12 protein-coding genes are annotated in these 15,538 nt (G+C 68.6%); 5 read left to right on the top strand and 7 right to left on the bottom strand.

The features are described 5' to 3' along the window. Window positions 1–4: 4 nt before the first annotated feature. Window positions 5–982: an NAD-dependent epimerase gene (locus KF871_RS01520; protein WP_291137268.1), complete on the top strand. Its 978-nt coding sequence runs from the start codon at window positions 5–7 to the stop codon at window positions 980–982. Here KF871_RS01520 and KF871_RS01525 read toward each other — a convergent pair. The 3 genes from KF871_RS01525 to KF871_RS01535 form a co-directional block, all read right to left on the bottom strand. Continuing rightward, window positions 970–1,452, bottom strand: a complete 483-nt coding sequence (locus KF871_RS01525) for a low molecular weight protein-tyrosine-phosphatase (protein WP_291137270.1) — start codon at window positions 1,450–1,452, stop codon at window positions 970–972. The two genes, KF871_RS01520 and KF871_RS01525, sit on opposite strands and share 13 nt — an antisense overlap. 73 nt (window positions 1,453–1,525) lie before the next feature. Beyond that, window positions 1,526–1,822: an H-NS histone family protein gene (locus tag KF871_RS01530; protein WP_291137272.1), complete on the bottom strand. Its 297-nt coding sequence runs from the start codon at window positions 1,820–1,822 to the stop codon at window positions 1,526–1,528. 79 nt (window positions 1,823–1,901) lie between these two features. Beyond that, window positions 1,902–2,870, bottom strand: a complete 969-nt coding sequence (locus tag KF871_RS01535; RefSeq protein ID WP_291137274.1) for an RluA family pseudouridine synthase — start codon at window positions 2,868–2,870, stop codon at window positions 1,902–1,904. 571 nt (window positions 2,871–3,441) lie between these two features. Here KF871_RS01535 and KF871_RS01540 point away from each other — a divergent pair. Further along, a complete protein-coding gene (locus KF871_RS01540; protein ID WP_291137277.1) occupies window positions 3,442–6,357 on the top strand; it encodes an Rne/Rng family ribonuclease in 2,916 nt (971 codons plus the stop codon). 147 nt (window positions 6,358–6,504) lie between these two features. On the opposite strand, the gene KF871_RS01545 is transcribed toward KF871_RS01540, so the two are convergent. The 4 genes from KF871_RS01545 to hemC are packed head-to-tail and all read right to left on the bottom strand — an operon-like array spanning window position 6,505 to window position 10,783. After that, a complete protein-coding gene (locus KF871_RS01545) occupies window positions 6,505–7,845 on the bottom strand; it encodes a heme biosynthesis HemY N-terminal domain-containing protein (RefSeq protein ID WP_367171985.1) in 1,341 nt (446 codons plus the stop codon). Then, window positions 7,845–8,996, bottom strand: coding sequence for a uroporphyrinogen-III C-methyltransferase (locus KF871_RS01550; RefSeq protein ID WP_291137280.1), 1,152 nt, complete (start codon window positions 8,994–8,996; stop codon window positions 7,845–7,847). Before KF871_RS01550 ends, KF871_RS01545 begins: the two co-directional genes overlap by 1 nt. Next, window positions 8,993–9,832 (bottom strand): uroporphyrinogen-III synthase, encoded by an 840-nt coding sequence (locus KF871_RS01555; RefSeq protein ID WP_291137283.1) that lies wholly within the window; start codon window positions 9,830–9,832, stop codon window positions 8,993–8,995. Before KF871_RS01555 ends, KF871_RS01550 begins: the two co-directional genes overlap by 4 nt. A gap of 3 nt (window positions 9,833–9,835) precedes the next feature. Then, window positions 9,836–10,783 (bottom strand): hydroxymethylbilane synthase, encoded by a 948-nt coding sequence (hemC, locus tag KF871_RS01560; RefSeq protein WP_291137286.1) that lies wholly within the window; start codon window positions 10,781–10,783, stop codon window positions 9,836–9,838. A gap of 139 nt (window positions 10,784–10,922) precedes the next feature. Here hemC and ppc point away from each other — a divergent pair, with 139 nt between their 5' ends. From ppc to KF871_RS01575, 3 genes are all read left to right on the top strand, one after another. Next, window positions 10,923–13,709 (top strand): phosphoenolpyruvate carboxylase, encoded by a 2,787-nt coding sequence (ppc, locus tag KF871_RS01565; RefSeq protein ID WP_291137288.1) that lies wholly within the window; start codon window positions 10,923–10,925, stop codon window positions 13,707–13,709. Between the two features lie 63 nt (window positions 13,710–13,772). Further along, complete coding sequence (locus KF871_RS01570; protein ID WP_291137291.1) at window positions 13,773–14,627, top strand: 3',5'-nucleoside bisphosphate phosphatase; 855 nt, start codon at window positions 13,773–13,775, stop codon at window positions 14,625–14,627. Continuing rightward, window positions 14,627–15,532, top strand: a complete 906-nt coding sequence (locus KF871_RS01575) for a DMT family transporter (RefSeq protein WP_291137294.1) — start codon at window positions 14,627–14,629, stop codon at window positions 15,530–15,532. The genes KF871_RS01570 and KF871_RS01575 overlap by 1 nt, the downstream gene beginning before the upstream one ends. The last annotated feature ends 6 nt before the right edge of the window (window positions 15,533–15,538 follow it).

The following is a 15,538-nucleotide window of genomic DNA, read 5'->3' on the forward strand; positions in this document are numbered from 1 at the left end:
CGGCATGCACATACTGCTTACCGGCGCCGCCGGCTTCATCGGCATGCACACCGCGCAGCGATTGCTGGCGCGCGGTGACACCGTCACCGGCATCGACAACCTCAACACCTACTACGACCCGGCCCTCAAGCAGGCGCGGCTTGACGCCCTGCAAGGCGCGCCGGGTTTTCGCTTCGAGCGGCTCGATGTGGCCGACCGCAGCGGCATGGAGGCGTTGTTCTCGCGCCAGCCTTTCGACGCGGTGGTGCACCTGGCGGCGCAAGCGGGCGTGCGCTACTCCATCACCCATCCGCACGCCTACCTCGAGAGCAACCTCACCGGCTTTGGCCATGTGCTCGAAGGCTGCCGTGCCCAGGGCGTGAAGCACCTGGTCTACGCGTCAAGCTCCAGCGTGTACGGGGGCAACACCAAAATGCCGTTCGAGGAGAGCGACCCGGTCGATCACCCGGTGAGCCTGTACGCCGCCACCAAGAAGGCCAATGAGCTGATGGCGCACACCTACAGCCACCTCTACCGGCTGCCCGCCACGGGTTTGCGCTTCTTCACCGTGTACGGCCCGTGGGGCCGGCCCGACATGGCGTATTTCTCGTTCACCAAGGCGGTGCTCGAAGGCCGCACCATCGACGTCTTCAACCACGGCGACATGAAGCGCGACTTCACCTACATCGACGACATCGTCGAAGGCGTGGTGCGCGTGCTCGACAAACCCGCCACACCCTCTACGCCAGAGGGCGCACCCCATCGGGTGTTCAACATCGGCAACCACGACCCGGTCCAGCTGATGGATTTCATCGCTTGCATCGAAAAAGCCACCGGCCGCGAAGCGACCAAACGCCTGCTGCCCATGCAACCCGGCGACGTACCTGCCACCTACGCCAGCACCCGCGCGTTGCACGACTGGGTGGGCTTTGCGCCCGCCACGCCCCTGGCCGAGGGCATTGACCGTTTTGTGGCCTGGTACCGCGCCTACTACGGCGTCTGAGGCGCAGCACCCAGCAAGCGGTCGAGCACCGGGCCGCTGGCTTGCTCGCACAGGCCCAGCACCAGTTCGAACCCCTCGATCGGCCCGTAGTAAGGGTCCGGCACTTCGCGTTCACCCAGGCCTGCGTACTGCAGGTACAGGTGCACCTTGCCAACATGCGCGGGCGGGCAGCGACGCTGCAGATGGCGCAGGTTGCTCTTGTCCATGGCCAGGATCAGATCGAAGCGCTCGAAATCCGCATCGGTGATGCCGCGCGCTCGCTCTGCCGCAATGGCGCCGTACCCACGCGCCTGGGCCAGGCGTTGTGCGCGCCGGTCAGCGGCTTCACCTTCGTGACCGTCGTACACGCCGGCGGAATCCACCGACACATCGGCCTGGCGCCCGCGCCGCGCCACTTCCGACTGCAACACCGCGCTCGCCATTGGCGAGCGGCAGATGTTGCCCATGCAAACCATCAGTACCTGAACCATGCGGCGAGCATAACGGCGGGCAACAGGCACAAAAAAGCCCGCACGCGGCGGGCTCGGATGAAGGCGGTGAACCTCAGATGCGGAAAGCGTCCAGGCTCTTGCCAGCCGCCAGCACGTCGCGCACCCATTGCGGCTTGCGCCCCGGGCCACCGGCCCAGAGTTCGCCGTTGGGGCCACGGTACTTGGGCGCCGCCGCCGGCTTGGCCGCGCGTTTGGTGCTGGTGCCACCCAAATCGGCCACGGTGATGCCGTATTGCTTCATCTTGGCCTTGATATCAGTAATCACGCCAGCCAACTCGTCTTTGCGAGCTTGCTCGGCCTGCGCCATCAGCGATTGCGCCTGGGCCATCAACTCGGAATACGTTGCCATTGATTGTTCCTTTTCGCCTTATGGAATGTTGACCAACCGGGGCACTGGTCACGTGCCAGCGCGCATTGTATTGGCGAATTCAGCGGCCAGCGATGAAATTTTGCAATTCGGGCGGCAATTCGGTCTGCAATTGCAAGCTCTGTTGCGAAACCGGGTGCGTCAGCCGCAATCGCCAGGCGTGCAGAAACATGCGCTTGAGGCCCGCCCGCGCCAATTGCCGGTTGCGCTCGAAATCGCCGTATTTGTCGTCACCCGCAATCGGGTGACCCGCGCTGGCCAGATGCACCCGGATCTGGTGCGTACGCCCGGTCTTGATGGTGACTTCGAGCAGACTCAGCGCTGGCAGGCCGTCAGCACCTGCTGGCCACACCTGCGAGACCTTGACGAGTGTGATCGCTCGCATGCCGTCAGGGTCGTCGCTCGAGGTCACCCGCACCCGGCGTTCGCCGTCGGCGAGCAAGAACTTGTGCAGCGGCTGGTCAATCACCTTTTGATTGGCTGGCCACTCCCCCAACACCAGCGCCAGATAAGTCTTTCCGGTCTCGCGTTCGCGAAATTGGTCCTGCAGCGCCTTGAGGGCACTCTTTTTCTTGGCCACCAGCAGCAGGCCGCTGGTTTCGCGATCGAGGCGGTGCACCAATTCGAGCAGACGGGCGGTGGGCCGGGCCCGGCGCAATTGTTCGATCACTCCGAAGCTCACGCCGCTGCCGCCATGCACGGCCACGCCAGCGGGCTTGTCAATCGCCAGCAAGACCTCGTCCTCGAAAACAACAGGAAATTCGCGCGGCGGGGCGGGGTTGTCGGCCTTTTCTTCGGCGCGGGCCGACAGGCGAATCGGCGGAATGCGCAACACATCGCCGGTATTGACGCGGTCATCGGCCGCCACCCGCCCCTTGTTTCGACGGACTTCGCCCGAGCGAATGATGCGGTAGATGTGCGTCTTGGGCACGCCCTTGAGGTGGCGCACCAGGAAGTTGTCGAGGCGCTGGCCGTCGGATTCCTCATCGACAGTGAGGTGGCGGACGGCAGGCGGGTCGGAAGGGCTCATTGGCACACCACGACAAGGAACGACGTGTCTATAATGCGCGACGCCCGTTGTGTGCTGTAAGTGGTTGATTTGCCTCGGAGTTTAAGGCAGCACCCACCACAGTGGCTGGCCCGGAGATGCCGGGGGCCCAGCGGGCAAAGGTGGCCAGCCCTGGCACCCGGCTCGAACGAGCGATCACAACGCAGCAATCCACGCGAGGTGATCGGCCCTCAGCGCCGGCGGACGCCAGGGTGGAATCCGCAGACCCACAGCGAACAAACAACGGAATACCCCATCGCTCAGGCGCCGACCAAGTGCCGCCTGAGCGAGGACGAAGAGACACAGCGAAGCCCGCGGCCAGATCCATGTCCACGACACACATCCAGCCCGCTTTGCCCTGCATCCGACTCCACGCGCCCATGCCCGACCCGGCGCGGCGTCGCAGCGCCTGACGCGCGACGCCCCTCCAACGCCCGGTCACGGCTCTCCGGCAATTCCTCCTGCGTTCGTTGCGTGTGCGGCTTCCCGGCCTGACGGGTGGCCCGGGCACGTGTGCCCTCTGCCACCGTGTGTGCACGCAAGGAAACGCAACATGAAACGCATGCTGATCAATGCCACGCAGGCCGAAGAGCGCCGCCTGGCCATCGTCGACGGGCAGAAACTGCTCGACTACGAGATCGAAATCGAGGGGCGCGAACAGCGCAAGGGCAACATCTACAAGGCCGTCGTCACCCGCGTCGAGCCCTCGCTGGAAGCCTGCTTCGTCGACTACGGCGAAGACCGCCACGGCTTCCTGCCCTTCAAGGAAATCGCCCGCCAGTTCTTCCAGGGCAATGTGTCGCCGTCGCAGGCGCGCATCCAGGACGTCATCAAGGAAGGCCAGGAACTGATCGTTCAGGTCGAAAAGGAAGAGCGCGGCAACAAGGGCGCGGCGCTGACCACCTTCATCAGCCTGGCCGGGCGCTATGTGGTGCTGATGCCCAACAACCCGCGCGGCGGTGGCGTGAGCCGGCGCATCGAAGGCGATGAACGCGCAGAACTCAAGGCCGCCCTCGACCAGCTCGAGTACCCCAACGGCATGAGCATCATTGCCCGCACCGCGGGCATCGGCCGCGAGGCGCCCGAGCTGCAGTGGGACCTGAACTACTTGCTCAAACTCTGGAGCGCCATCGACGGCGCCGCCAAAGAGGGCAAAGGCGCCTTCCTGATCTACCAGGAGTCGAGCCTGGTGATCCGCGCCATCCGCGACTACTTCAACAGCGACATCGGCGAGATCCTCATCGACACCGATGACATCTACGAGCAGGCGCACCAGTTCATGAGCCACGTGATGCCCGAGCACGGGCACCGCGTGAAACGCTATCGCGACGACGCACCGCTGTTCAGCCGCTTCCAGATCGAGCACCAGATCGAGACCGCCTACAGCCGCATCGTGCAGCTGCCCAGTGGCGGCGCGATCGTGATCGACCAGACCGAAGCGCTGGTGGCGGTGGACGTGAACTCGGCGCGCGCCATCAAGGGGGGCGACATCGAAGAAACCGCCACGCGCACCAACCTGGAAGCCGCCGACGAAGTGGCCCGCCAGGCCCGCCTGCGCGACCTGGGTGGCCTGATCGTTATCGACTTCATCGACATGGAGGAGAGCAAGAACCGCCGCGAGGTCGAGAACCGCCTGCGCGATGCGCTGCGCCAGGACCGCGCCCGCGTGCAGTTCGCCTCCATCAGCAAGTTCGGCCTGCTGGAGATGAGCCGCCAGCGCTTGAAGCCCATGCTCAGCGAAGGCGCGTCCATCCCCTGCCCGCGCTGTGGTGGCTCCGGCCACATCCGCGACACCGAGTCGTCTGCGCTGCAGATCCTGCGCGTCATCCAGGAGGAATCGCTCAAGGACAGCACGGCCGCTGTGCTGGTGCAGGTGCCGGTCGAGGTCGCCAGCTTCCTGCTCAACGAAAAGCGCACCGAGATCACCAAGATCGAACTCAAGCAGCGCATCAGCGTGCTGCTGGTGCCCAACAAGTCGCTCGACACCCCCAACTACAAGCTCGAGCGCCTCAAGCACGACGATCCGCGTCTGGACAATCTGGACTCCAGCTACAAGCTGGCCGAAGAAGTCGACGACGTCGCCAGCTTCACGCGCCGCAGCCAAGAGCGCACCAACAAGCAAGAACCGGTCATCAAAGGCGTGCTGCCGGATGCGCCGGCCCCCGTGGCCGTGCCCAAGGCCGAGCAACCCGCTGTGGCCCCGGCGGCACCCGTCGCATCGGCGCCGGTGGCCGCTGCGCCGGCCGAATCCGGCTTCTTCGGCTGGCTCAAAGGCCTGTTCGGCGGCGCCGCTGCGCCGGCACCTGCCGCGCCGGCGGCCGCTTCGGCTCAACCCGCTGCCCGCGAAGCGGCCAAAGGCGACGGCCGACGTGACGGGCGCGATGGCGGCCGTGGTCGCCGTGGCGGACGCACCGGCGAAGCGCGTCAGGGAGGTCGCGACGGCCAGCGCGAAGGCGCGGCAGACGCACAGGCCCGCGGTGGACGTGGCGACAACCGGCGCGGCGAAGCCAAGGGCGAAGGCCGCCAGGACAACCGTGGTGAAGGTCAACGCGGTGAGGGCCAACGCAATGACGGTCAACGCGGTGAAGGCCGCCGCCCGGATCGCCGCAACGAGCGCCGCGACAACGCGCCCGCCGACACCACGGCCAGCGCCGCGCCAGCCACCGAAGGCCAGGACAACGCCACCGAGCAGGCACCGCGACGCGAGCGCGGTGAGCGCGGAGGTCGAGGGCGCGAGCGCGGCGGTGACCGCGATCGCCGCCGCCAGGACGACGCCGACAACGCCCGCGTGGCCGACGCCAGCGCAACGGCCGACACCGCAGCCACCGCAGTGACGGGCGACGCCCCCGCTGACGCCGCCGGCAGCGAAGCGCCCCGCGAACGCCGCAGCCGCGACCGCTATGGCCGCGACCGCCGCGATCGCCGTGACCGTCCCGCGCGCGAAGGCGCCGAGGTCAGCGCAGAGGCCGGCGATACGCAACCCATGGCTTACGACGGTGAACCGGCCGCTGAAACCGTGGTGGCGGACGACACCCCGCCGGTGCGCAGCTACTTCACCATGCCGGCCGCTGCCGCCCCGGTGACACCTGCTTCACCCGCCGCTGACGCCGCCGCAGAACCGGTGGTGACCGAGGCCGCTGCGCGCACGTTGGCTGCTCCGGCCGCTCCGGTCGCTCCGGTCGCTGCAGCGTCCTCCGCTGCCCCTGCCCTGACAGCCCTGCCAAAGGTTCAGCCCTTCAGCCTCAGCGTGGCGGACCTGCAAGCTGTGGCCGCATCGAGCGGTCTGGAGTGGGTCAACTCCGACGCCGAGAAAGTGGCCCAGGTGCAAGCCGCCATCGCGGCCGAACCCAAGCCGGTGCACGTGCCCCGTGAGCCGCGCCCGCCAGTGGTGGTGGACGAAGGCCCGCTGGTGCTGGTCGAAACGCGAAAGGACCTGCGCGACATGGCGCTGCCGTTCGAGCAGAACTGAGCCCGCTGTCGCAATCGCACTGAGGCCGGCGCAAGCCGGCCTTTTTCATGGGTGATCGCGTTGATCGTGGGTGGCGGGTGATGGATGGCCCGCCAGTCTGGTCGCTCACGCGATCGCGCAGGCGTGCCAAAAGCGTCGCATGGGAAGTCAGTCGATCGACGCCGCCTGCCGCCAGGCGTCAAGGGCTGCGCTCACATCGCCCCGCTCTTCGGCAAGCGCCGCCAGGGCTCGCCATGTGCGTCGACGCAGCACCGGGTGCGTCAGGTCGTGGCGGGCTTGCCCCAACAACTGAGCGGCCTTGCCCCACAGCTGCCGTTGCCGGCAGGCCTGGCCTGCCAGGTACTTCAGATGGGCGTTCTGCGGCCACTGGCGTTGCAGTTGCTCCAGAGCGGCCAGGTCGGCCGCATCGATGTCGGTCAGCGTCGGCTCCATCGCCAGCGTCAGACGCGCCTGTTGCGAGGGTTCGAGAGCGGCGAACGCCTGCATCAGGGGGGCCAACCAAGTCTGCACCGGCAATCGGGTACGTGGCAAGGCGCTGGTGCTGTCAGCAAACCCAGCGGATGCCGCCGGTGCATCGGCTTGCTCCTCATCGGCGAGCCGCTGCGCCCGTTCGGCTGCGGCCAAGGCCACGTCGGGGCTTGCTCGCTCGGCAGGGTCCAGGGCATTCCACACGCGCTGCAGTTGCGCCACGTCGTGCGCTTCGCGCAACGCGTCCAGGGCCAGGCCCTGCACGATGCTGCGCGCCGCTTCGGGCGAGAACGCGCGGTGCTTGGCCAGCAGCCTGGCGGTTTCCAGGGCCTCGCTGGTGGCGTCACCCAGGCGGGCCACCCGCAGCTTCAGGCGCAGCGCCTGCACCCGGCGGGCCGCGCCCTGGGGCAACTCGGCCAGGCGCGTGCGCGCGGCCAGCGGATCGCGGTCTTCCACTGCCCAACGCACGGCACGCAACAGCGCGCCCTCGATCACTTCGGGCGCGGCCTGCTGCACGCTCGGTGCCAACGCGGCTTGCAGATGTTCGTCGCGGCGCTGCCGGTTCTGCAAGGCGTGAGCACTTTCGGCCAGCAGCAGATTCGCCAGCGCCTGCAACTGCTCGCGCCGCGGCCAGTCTTCGCCCGCACGGCCCTTGAGGTGATCCAGGGCATTCTGTGCCGCGGTCTGCGCACGCACGAAACGGCCGGCGAGTTGGTTGGACAGCGCGTCAAGCACCCAACCAACGACGGCGCGCTCGAGCTGATGGCTGCGCCAGCGCCTGGCCTGCAGCGGCAGTTCGCGCAGCAGCGACAGCCCCCGAAGCGCCGCGTGCAGCACCACGAAGCCTGCCACCAAGGCAAAGAGCACGAAATTGAAGGAGACGTCAAAGCGCCAGGGCGGCCAGAACAGCGTGACGGTTGCGCGGTTGTCGCCCACCAACAGCGCCAGCGCCACCGCCACCGCGGCCAGCCCCAGCAGCCAGAACACACTGCGCATGGCACCCCGTTGCCGCTGCCGCATCAGCGACCTCCTGCGGCGGCAGCCAGCGCGGCCAGGGTTTCGTCGGGGCGAGGCAGGTCCTGGGCGACCAGATCGCGCCGCAGGCGCTCCAGACTGGCTGTAGCACCAATCACCGCGGGCGACTTGCCGTCGAAATAGCGCTTGAGCCGGGCCTCGGCCGCCGCCACGTCCGACTGACTGGCGGGCATTTGCCGGGCCAGCAAGGCCAGGCGCGCATTGAGCAATTGCAGCTTGAGGTTCTCGCGCAGGAAGAAGGCCTGCTCGGGCGCCAGCAAGGCCGCGTCGGGCTGGTCGATGCGGCTCACCCGCACCAGGTCGCGCGCGGCGAGCAAGGTGTCATCGACCGCGCCCGACCACCAACGCCGCCATTGCGACAGGGTCTGGCGCCAATCGGCGGGGCCGTCTTGCGCCTGGGGCGAGGCAGGCGCCGCCTCGGTGGCGGGCATGGCCTGAGCCGGTTCGACAGGCGCATCGTGCCCCACCGCGTTGGCCACCGGCCAGGTATCCACCTGGCGAATCAATTCGTCGATCTGCTGGGCCAGCGCAGGTATGTCGGCCAGCGCGGTGGCGCGGATGCGGTCGATGTCGCGCGCAATCGCGCGCTGGATTGGGTTGAGCCGGGGCTGTGCTGCACGCGCAATGCGCTGATCGGCCGCCTGCAACGCCGCTACCAGCGGCTGTGCGCTGCCGGTGAGCTGAGCGTGTTGAAGCGCCACACGCAAGGTGGCCTCCAGGTCTTGCACCAGGTGGTCATCGCGGGTGCGGGACAGCGACAGCATCAGCTCCTCGAGCTGGCTGCGCTGAAGACTGACCTCGGACAGCCGAACCTCGGCCACGCCCAGGCGTGCCTGAAGCTCCTGCGCCGTGGCTTCGGCCTGTGAGGCCAGGGTGCGCGCCTCAACCGCCTGCGACTGCGCCTCACGGCTTTGTCGCGCCAGCTCTTCCTGGGTGAAGGACAGTCGCTGCCAGATCAGGGCACTGACGGCCAGGGCGCCCAAGCCGAACAGCACACCCAGCCACCCCACCCAGGACACGCCCCCACGCGTCGGCGTGGGCGCAATCGGGGAGGGCATGGGTGGAGCGCTGGCAACGGCGGGCGCCTGCGTTGCGGGCGCACTGCCCGGGGTCGAATCTGGGGTGGTGTCGTTCATGGTGGGCAGGCCAGCGATTCTAGGGCGCGCACGACATCGGCGAGGACGGCGCGCGCCTGAATCACCCGCGCGAATCCCAGCTCGCGCGCCGCCTGTGCAATGCGTGGGTGCGTGGCCAGCGCAGTGGCACGGGCACCCTCCGGCCACACCCCCCGCAATGCCCGCAACGATTCGCTGCTGCTGAGCAGCCAGACGTTGCCATCGCCGCTGAACGACTGCACGCGCTCACGTTCTGCCATGTCCAGCGCGACCACCGTGCGCTGGTAGGCGACGCAGGCGTTGATCTCAGCACCCGCCGCGCGGCATTGCTCGACCAGCCATTCGCGGCCATTGCCGGCCAACCGACCTTCATTGGGCTCATCGGTTGCGCCGCGCACCACCAGCACGCGGCTGTCGGGCGCCAGCTGCGACCGCACCACCGGCCACAGGTGCTCGGAGTCAAACTGCGCAGCGTCCGCTGGCGGCATGTCGATGCGATCGTCGCCGATGCCCAGCGGCCACAAGGCCTGCGACAGTGCTCTCGCGGTGCCGGGCCCGGGTGCCCAGAAGCGCGCATGGCCCGGCCCGGGCGCCACGGCATCGGCGAAGAAATGCTGAACAGCGGCGGCACTCACAAACATGAGCGCGTCCTGAGACGTCCAGGCGCGGCGCCAGTGCGTCAGTTGCTCGCGGTCTTGCGGCGCTTGTGGCTCGTCAATGCGCAACAGGGGTAGCGCTTCGACCGACCAACCCCGTTCGCGCAGCGATTTCACCCAGCGTGTCGCGTCGGGCTCGGGCCGCGTGACGATCACGCGCGGCAAGCGCGCGTTGGCGGCGGGTTCCGGCGCCGCACTCACCGCTCAGGCTCCCGACGCCACGCGCGCTCCACCGGCCTGCAGGGCGGCAGCCACGCGCGCACCCAGTGCCTCGGCGGCGCCGAGGTCGGCCACGGCGTCCTGGCACTCGGCCCGCACCAGCGCGCCGGCGCTGTCGGCGTCTCCCCAAGCCGCGCGCAGGCGCAAATGCTCGCCCTGCCAATCGGCATGCGCCGCCAGCGGCATGGAGCAACTGCCGCCCATGGCGCGCGAGACGGTGCGCTCGGCGGCCACGCGCAGCCAGGTGCCCATGTGCGCCAGAGGCCGCAGGGCGTCGACGAGGTCGTGGCGATCGGCCCGCACCTCGATACCCAGCGCGCCCTGACCGGCCGCCGGCAAGGATTGCTCGGGCTCGAAGATCGCGCGGATGCGCTCGCCCAGGCCGAGGCGCTTGAGGCCCGCGGCGGCCAGCACGATGGCGTGGTACTGCCCGTCATCGAGCTTGCGCAAACGCGTATCCAGGTTGCCCCGCAGCGGTTCGATGCGCACATCCGTGCGCCCCAGCTGCGACAGCGCATCGCGCAGCAGCACCATGCGCCGCAGGCTGGAGGTGCCAACCACCGCATTGGGTGGCAGGCTTTGCAGATCGGCGCACACCGGGGACACCCAGGCGTCGCGCGGGTCTTCGCGCTCCATCACGCAGGCCAGCGCAAACCCGGGCGGCAGCTCCATGGGCACGTCCTTGAGCGAGTGCACGGCGATGTCGGCACGGCCGTCCTCCAGGGCGAGCTCGAGCTCCTTGACGAACAGGCCCTTGCCGCCCACCTTGGACAGCGTGCGGTCCAGGATCTGATCGCCCAGCGTGGTCATGCCCAGCAGGTTCACCCGGTGGCCCTGCGCCTCGAGCAAGGCCTTGACGTGCTCGGCCTGCCACAAGGCCAGGCGGCTTTCACGGGTGGCAATGGTGATGGCCTGGGGCGGGGAGGAAGGCATGGGGAAGTCGCTTTCGCGTGGACTGACGCCCGTCTGACGCGGGCCTGCAAGGCGTACCCCGTTGGTAACCAACAGAGGCGCGAGCGATGCTAGCATGGCCCTCGCCTGCAACGCCTCCTGCGCGACCGCGCGATCCCCCATGAGCCGAACCCCACCGCGCACCCCGCGCAGCGACGACAAGGACCGCCCTCTCATCGACGACATCCGCCTGCTCGGACGCATCCTGGGGGACGTGATCCGCGAGCAGGAAGGCGAAGCCGCCTTCGACCTGATCGAGCGCATCCGCCAGCTGTCGGTGGCCTTTCGGCGCAACGCCGATCGCGAGGCCGACAAGGCCCTCAAGAAGCTGCTCAAGGGACTCAGCGCCGACCAGACGGTGAGCGTGATCCGCGCCTTCACCTACTTCAGCCATTTGGCCAACCTGGCCGAGGACCGCCACCACATCCGCCGCCGCGCCGTGCACGAACGCGCGGGCGGGCTGCAGACGGGCAGCCTGGCGCTGGCGCTGCAACGCCTGCAGGCGGCCGACATCACCCCCGACGCGGTGGCCTTCACGCTGGCCCATTCACACCTGTCACCGGTGCTCACGGCGCACCCCACCGAGGTGCAACGCAAAAGCATCCTCGATGCCGAGCGCGCCATTGCGCGCCTGCTGGCCGAGCGCGACGATGCGGTACCGCGCGAGCAGGCCGCCATCGAGTTGCAGATGCGTGCCCGCGTCACGCAGCTGTGGCAGACCCGGCTGCTGCGCTTCACCAAGCTCAGCGTGGCCGACGAAATCGAAAACGCGCTGAGCTACTACGAGAGCACCTTCCTTACCCAGATTCCGCGCCTGTACGCCGAGCTCGAGGCCGGCCTGGGCCTGCCGGTGGCGCCCTTCCTGCGCATGGGCCAGTGGATTGGCGGCGACCGCGACGGCAACCCCAATGTGACGGCCGCCACGCTCGAACTCGCGCTGCAGCGCCAGGCCGAACTCGCCCTGCGCCACCACCTCACGCAGGTGCACATGCTCGGCGGCGAGCTGTCGATGTCGGGCATGCTGGTCGGCGCCAGCCCCGCCATGCAGGCCCTGGCCAAGCGCTCCCCCGACACCAATGCGCACCGCCAGGACGAGCCCTACCGACGCGCACTGACCGGCATGTACGCGCGCCTGGCGGCCACGCTCACCGCCCTCACCGGGGGTGAAGCGGCGCGCCACGCGGTTGCGCCGCAAGACCCCTACCCCGACGCCCAGGCCTTTCTGAGCGATCTGCGCACCATCGAGTCGTCGCTGCTGGCGCACCACGGCGGCGCCCTGGTCGACGCCCGCCTGCGCCCGCTGATCCGGGCGGTCGAGGTGTTCGGCTTTCACCTGGCCACCGTCGACCTGCGGCAAAGCTCCGACCAGCACGAACGCGTGATCGCCGAGCTGCTGTCGGTGGCCCACATCGAGCCCGGCTACAGCGCCCTGGACGAAACCGCCAAGCGCGAGGTGCTGCTGCGCGTGCTCGACGACGTGCGCCCGCTGCGCGTGCCCGCACACGCCTACAGCGAGCACACGGTGGGCGAGCTGGCCATCTTCGACGCCGCCCGCATCGGGCGCGAGCGCTTCGGCACCCTGGCCATCCGTCACGCCATCATCAGCCACACCGAAACGGTGAGTGATCTGCTCGAGGTGCTGGTGCTGCAGAAAGAGGCCGGCCTGATGCGCGGGACACTCGGCGCTGACGCGCTGACCGACCTCATCGTCGTGCCGCTGTTCGAGACCATTGAAGACCTGCGCAACGCCGCACCCATCCTGCGCGAGTACTACGCCCTGCCCGGTGTGCGCGCCATGGTGCAACGCGGCGCCAGCGATGGCTACGGCGAGCAGGACGTCATGCTCGGCTACTCCGACAGCAACAAGGACGGCGGCATCTTCACCAGCAACTGGGAGCTGTACCGCGCAGAGACCGCCCTGGTGGCGCTGTTCGACGACATGAACAGTGACCACGAGTCGCCCATTCGCCTGCGCATGTTCCACGGCCGCGGCGGCACCGTCGGCCGCGGTGGCGGCCCCAGCTACCAGGCCATCCTGGCGCAGCCACCGGGCACCGTGCGCGGGCAGATCCGCCTCACCGAACAGGGCGAGGTGATCGGCGCCAAGTACGCCAACCCCGAAATCGGCCGCCGCAACCTGGAAACCCTGGTCGCCGCCGCCCTCGAAGCCACGCTGCTGCAACCCACCAAGGAGGCGCCGTCAGCCTTCCTCAAGGCCGCCGAGTCGCTGTCGCAGGCCAGCATGGCCGCCTACCGTGCGCTGGTCTACGACACGCCGCGCTTCGCTGAGTATTTCTTCAGCGCCACGCCGATCCGCGAGATCGCCGAACTCAACATCGGCTCGCGCCCGGCCTCGCGCAAGGCCACCGGCCGCATCGAAGACCTGCGCGCCATTCCCTGGGGATTCAGCTGGGGCCAGTGCCGGCTCACCCTGCCCGGTTGGTACGGCTTTGGTTCGGCGGTCGCCGCCTTCGTCGCCGAGGACCCGAAGCACGCCGCCCTGCTCAAGCGCATGCAGCGCGACTGGCCCTTCTTCAACACGCTGCTGTCCAACATGGACATGGTGGTGGCCAAGAGCGACATGGCCCTGGCCTCGCTCTACACCGAAATGGTCGACGACAAGCCGCTGCGCAAGCGCATCTTTGCGGCCATCGAGGCCGAATGGCAACGCACACTGGACGCGCTGACGCTGATCACCGGCGACAGTGAGCGCCTGGCCGGCAACGCCGCGCTGCGCCGCTCCATCGAGCACCGCTTTCCGTACATCGACCCGCTGCATCACCTGCAGGTCGAGCTGATCCGCCGCCACCGCGCCGGCGCACTCGCGCAGGACGTCGACGGCAAGTTGCGCCGCGGCATCCACATCGCCATCAACGGCATCGCGGCGGGTCTGCGCAATACCGGCTGAGCGGGCACCGGGCGCCGACCGTGGTGACAGCGGGGATACACCCCGCGGCCTAGAATCGTCGCCGTGAATCCTTTGCTCAACGCCGATCTGCACTGCCACTCCACCGTCTCCGACGGCACGCTCGAGCCGGAGGTGCTGGCCGCGCGCGCCAAGGCCAACGGCGTGCAGTTGTGGGCCTTGACCGATCACGACGAAATGGGCGGTCAGCATCGCGCCATGGCGGCGGCCAACGCCCTGGGCCTGCCCTACCTCACCGGCGTCGAGATCTCGGTGACCTTCGCGGGCACCACGGTGCACATCGTGGGCCTGGGCATGGACCCCGACGACGCCACCCTGCTCAACGGCCTGCGAGCCACCCGCGGCGGGCGCGAGCAGCGTGCGCGCGAAATGGCCGACGACCTCGCGCGCGTCGGCATCAAGGACGCCTACGACGGCGCGTTGCGCTACGTGGGCAACCCCGACCTCATTTCGCGCTCGCACTTTGCCCGCCACCTCGTTGACAGCGGTGTCTGCAAGGACGTGCCCGAGGTGTTTCGCAAGTACCTCACCGAAGGCAAGCCCGGCTTCGTGCCGCACCGCTGGGCGGCCCTGGGCGACGCGGTGCGCTGGATCACCGGCGCGGGCGGTGTGGCGGTGATCGCCCACCCCGGTCGCTACAAGTTCACCCCGACCGAGGAATACGCGCTGTTCACCGAGTTCAAGCAGCACGGTGGCCAGGGCGTCGAGGTGGTCACCGGCGCGCACAGCCAGAGCGAGTACGCCAAATACGCCGGCTTCTGCAAGGAATTCGATCTGGCGGCCTCGCGCGGCAGTGACTTCCACAGCCCGGACGAAAGCCACACCGACCTGGGACAGTTGCCCGACCTGCCGGGCGCCGTCACGCCCGTGTGGGATCTGCTGGTCGAGCGGGTCCACTGATGGCGCCGCCGCGCAACGCGCCGACGGCCAAGGTGATGGCCGGCATCGGCCTGATGGTCACGGCCACCGCCTGCTTCGCCATTCTCGACACCACCGTCAAGGTGGTGGGCGCCGTGGTGTCGGTGCTGGTGGCGGTGTGGTTTCGCTATGTGTTTCATGCCCTGGCGGTCTCGGCCATCATGCTGCCGCTGCGCGGTCGCTCACTGCTGCGGACCGAGCACCCGCGCTTTCAGGTGCTGCGCGGCGCCCTGCTGCTGTCGGTAAGCCTGATGTCCTTCGTCGCGGTGCAGTTCATGCCCGTGGGCGAATTCACCGCCATCGTCATGGTCACGCCGCTGGCCGTCACGCTGGTGGCAGCGGCAGTGCTGCGCGAGCGCGTGTCGGCGCTGCGCTGGGTGCTGGTGGTGGGCGGCTTTGCCGGTGCGCTCATGGTGGTGCGCCCGGGCGGCGGCGTGGTGGGCTGGGCCAGCCTGTTTCCGTTGGTGATGGTGTTCGCCTACGCCTGGTTCCAGCTGCTCACCGCGCGCATGGCGCGCACCGAAGACCCCATGACCATGCACTTCTACACCGGCTGGGTGGGTGCACTCGTGGCCAGTCTGCTGCTGCCCTTCGTGTGGACGGCAATCCCCGACGGCCGCACGCTGCTGCAGCTGTGCCTGATCGGTCTGATGGGCACGGTGGGCCACTTCCTGCTGATCCTGGCGTTCCAGCGCGCGCCTGCGTCCACCCTGTCACCCTACCTCTACACGCAGATCGCCTTCGCCATGTTCTGTGGCTGGGTGGTCTATGGCCATGTGCCCGGTGGCATCGAGCTCGGTGGCATCGCGCTCATCGTGCTGTGCGGCGCCAGCGCCAGCTGGCTCACCGCGCGCGAGAAACTCCCGGTGGAACCACCCGAGGCCTGAGACCGC

The sequence above is a fragment of the Hydrogenophaga sp. genome, from assembly GCF_019635465.1.
Lineage (GTDB): Bacteria > Pseudomonadota > Gammaproteobacteria > Burkholderiales > Burkholderiaceae_C > Hydrogenophaga.

What these genes read in the sequence shown, in the direction of transcription:
- KF871_RS01520 (WP_291137268.1), top strand. Translation starts at nt 5, where the DNA reads ATGCACATACTGCTTACCGGCGCCGCCGGCTTCATCGGCATGCACACC.
- KF871_RS01525 (WP_291137270.1), bottom strand. Translation starts at nt 1,452, where the DNA reads ATGGTTCAGGTACTGATGGTTTGCATGGGCAACATCTGCCGCTCGCCA.
- KF871_RS01530 (WP_291137272.1), bottom strand. Translation starts at nt 1,822, where the DNA reads ATGGCAACGTATTCCGAGTTGATGGCCCAGGCGCAATCGCTGATGGCG.
- KF871_RS01535 (WP_291137274.1), bottom strand. Translation starts at nt 2,870, where the DNA reads ATGAGCCCTTCCGACCCGCCTGCCGTCCGCCACCTCACTGTCGATGAG.
- KF871_RS01540 (WP_291137277.1), top strand. Translation starts at nt 3,442, where the DNA reads ATGAAACGCATGCTGATCAATGCCACGCAGGCCGAAGAGCGCCGCCTG.
- KF871_RS01545 (WP_367171985.1), bottom strand. Translation starts at nt 7,845, where the DNA reads ATGCGGCAGCGGCAACGGGGTGCCATGCGCAGTGTGTTCTGGCTGCTG.
- KF871_RS01550 (WP_291137280.1), bottom strand. Translation starts at nt 8,996, where the DNA reads ATGAACGACACCACCCCAGATTCGACCCCGGGCAGTGCGCCCGCAACG.
- hemC (WP_291137286.1), bottom strand. Translation starts at nt 10,783, where the DNA reads ATGCCTTCCTCCCCGCCCCAGGCCATCACCATTGCCACCCGTGAAAGC.
- ppc (WP_291137288.1), top strand. Translation starts at nt 10,923, where the DNA reads ATGAGCCGAACCCCACCGCGCACCCCGCGCAGCGACGACAAGGACCGC.
- KF871_RS01575 (WP_291137294.1), top strand. Translation starts at nt 14,627, where the DNA reads ATGGCGCCGCCGCGCAACGCGCCGACGGCCAAGGTGATGGCCGGCATC.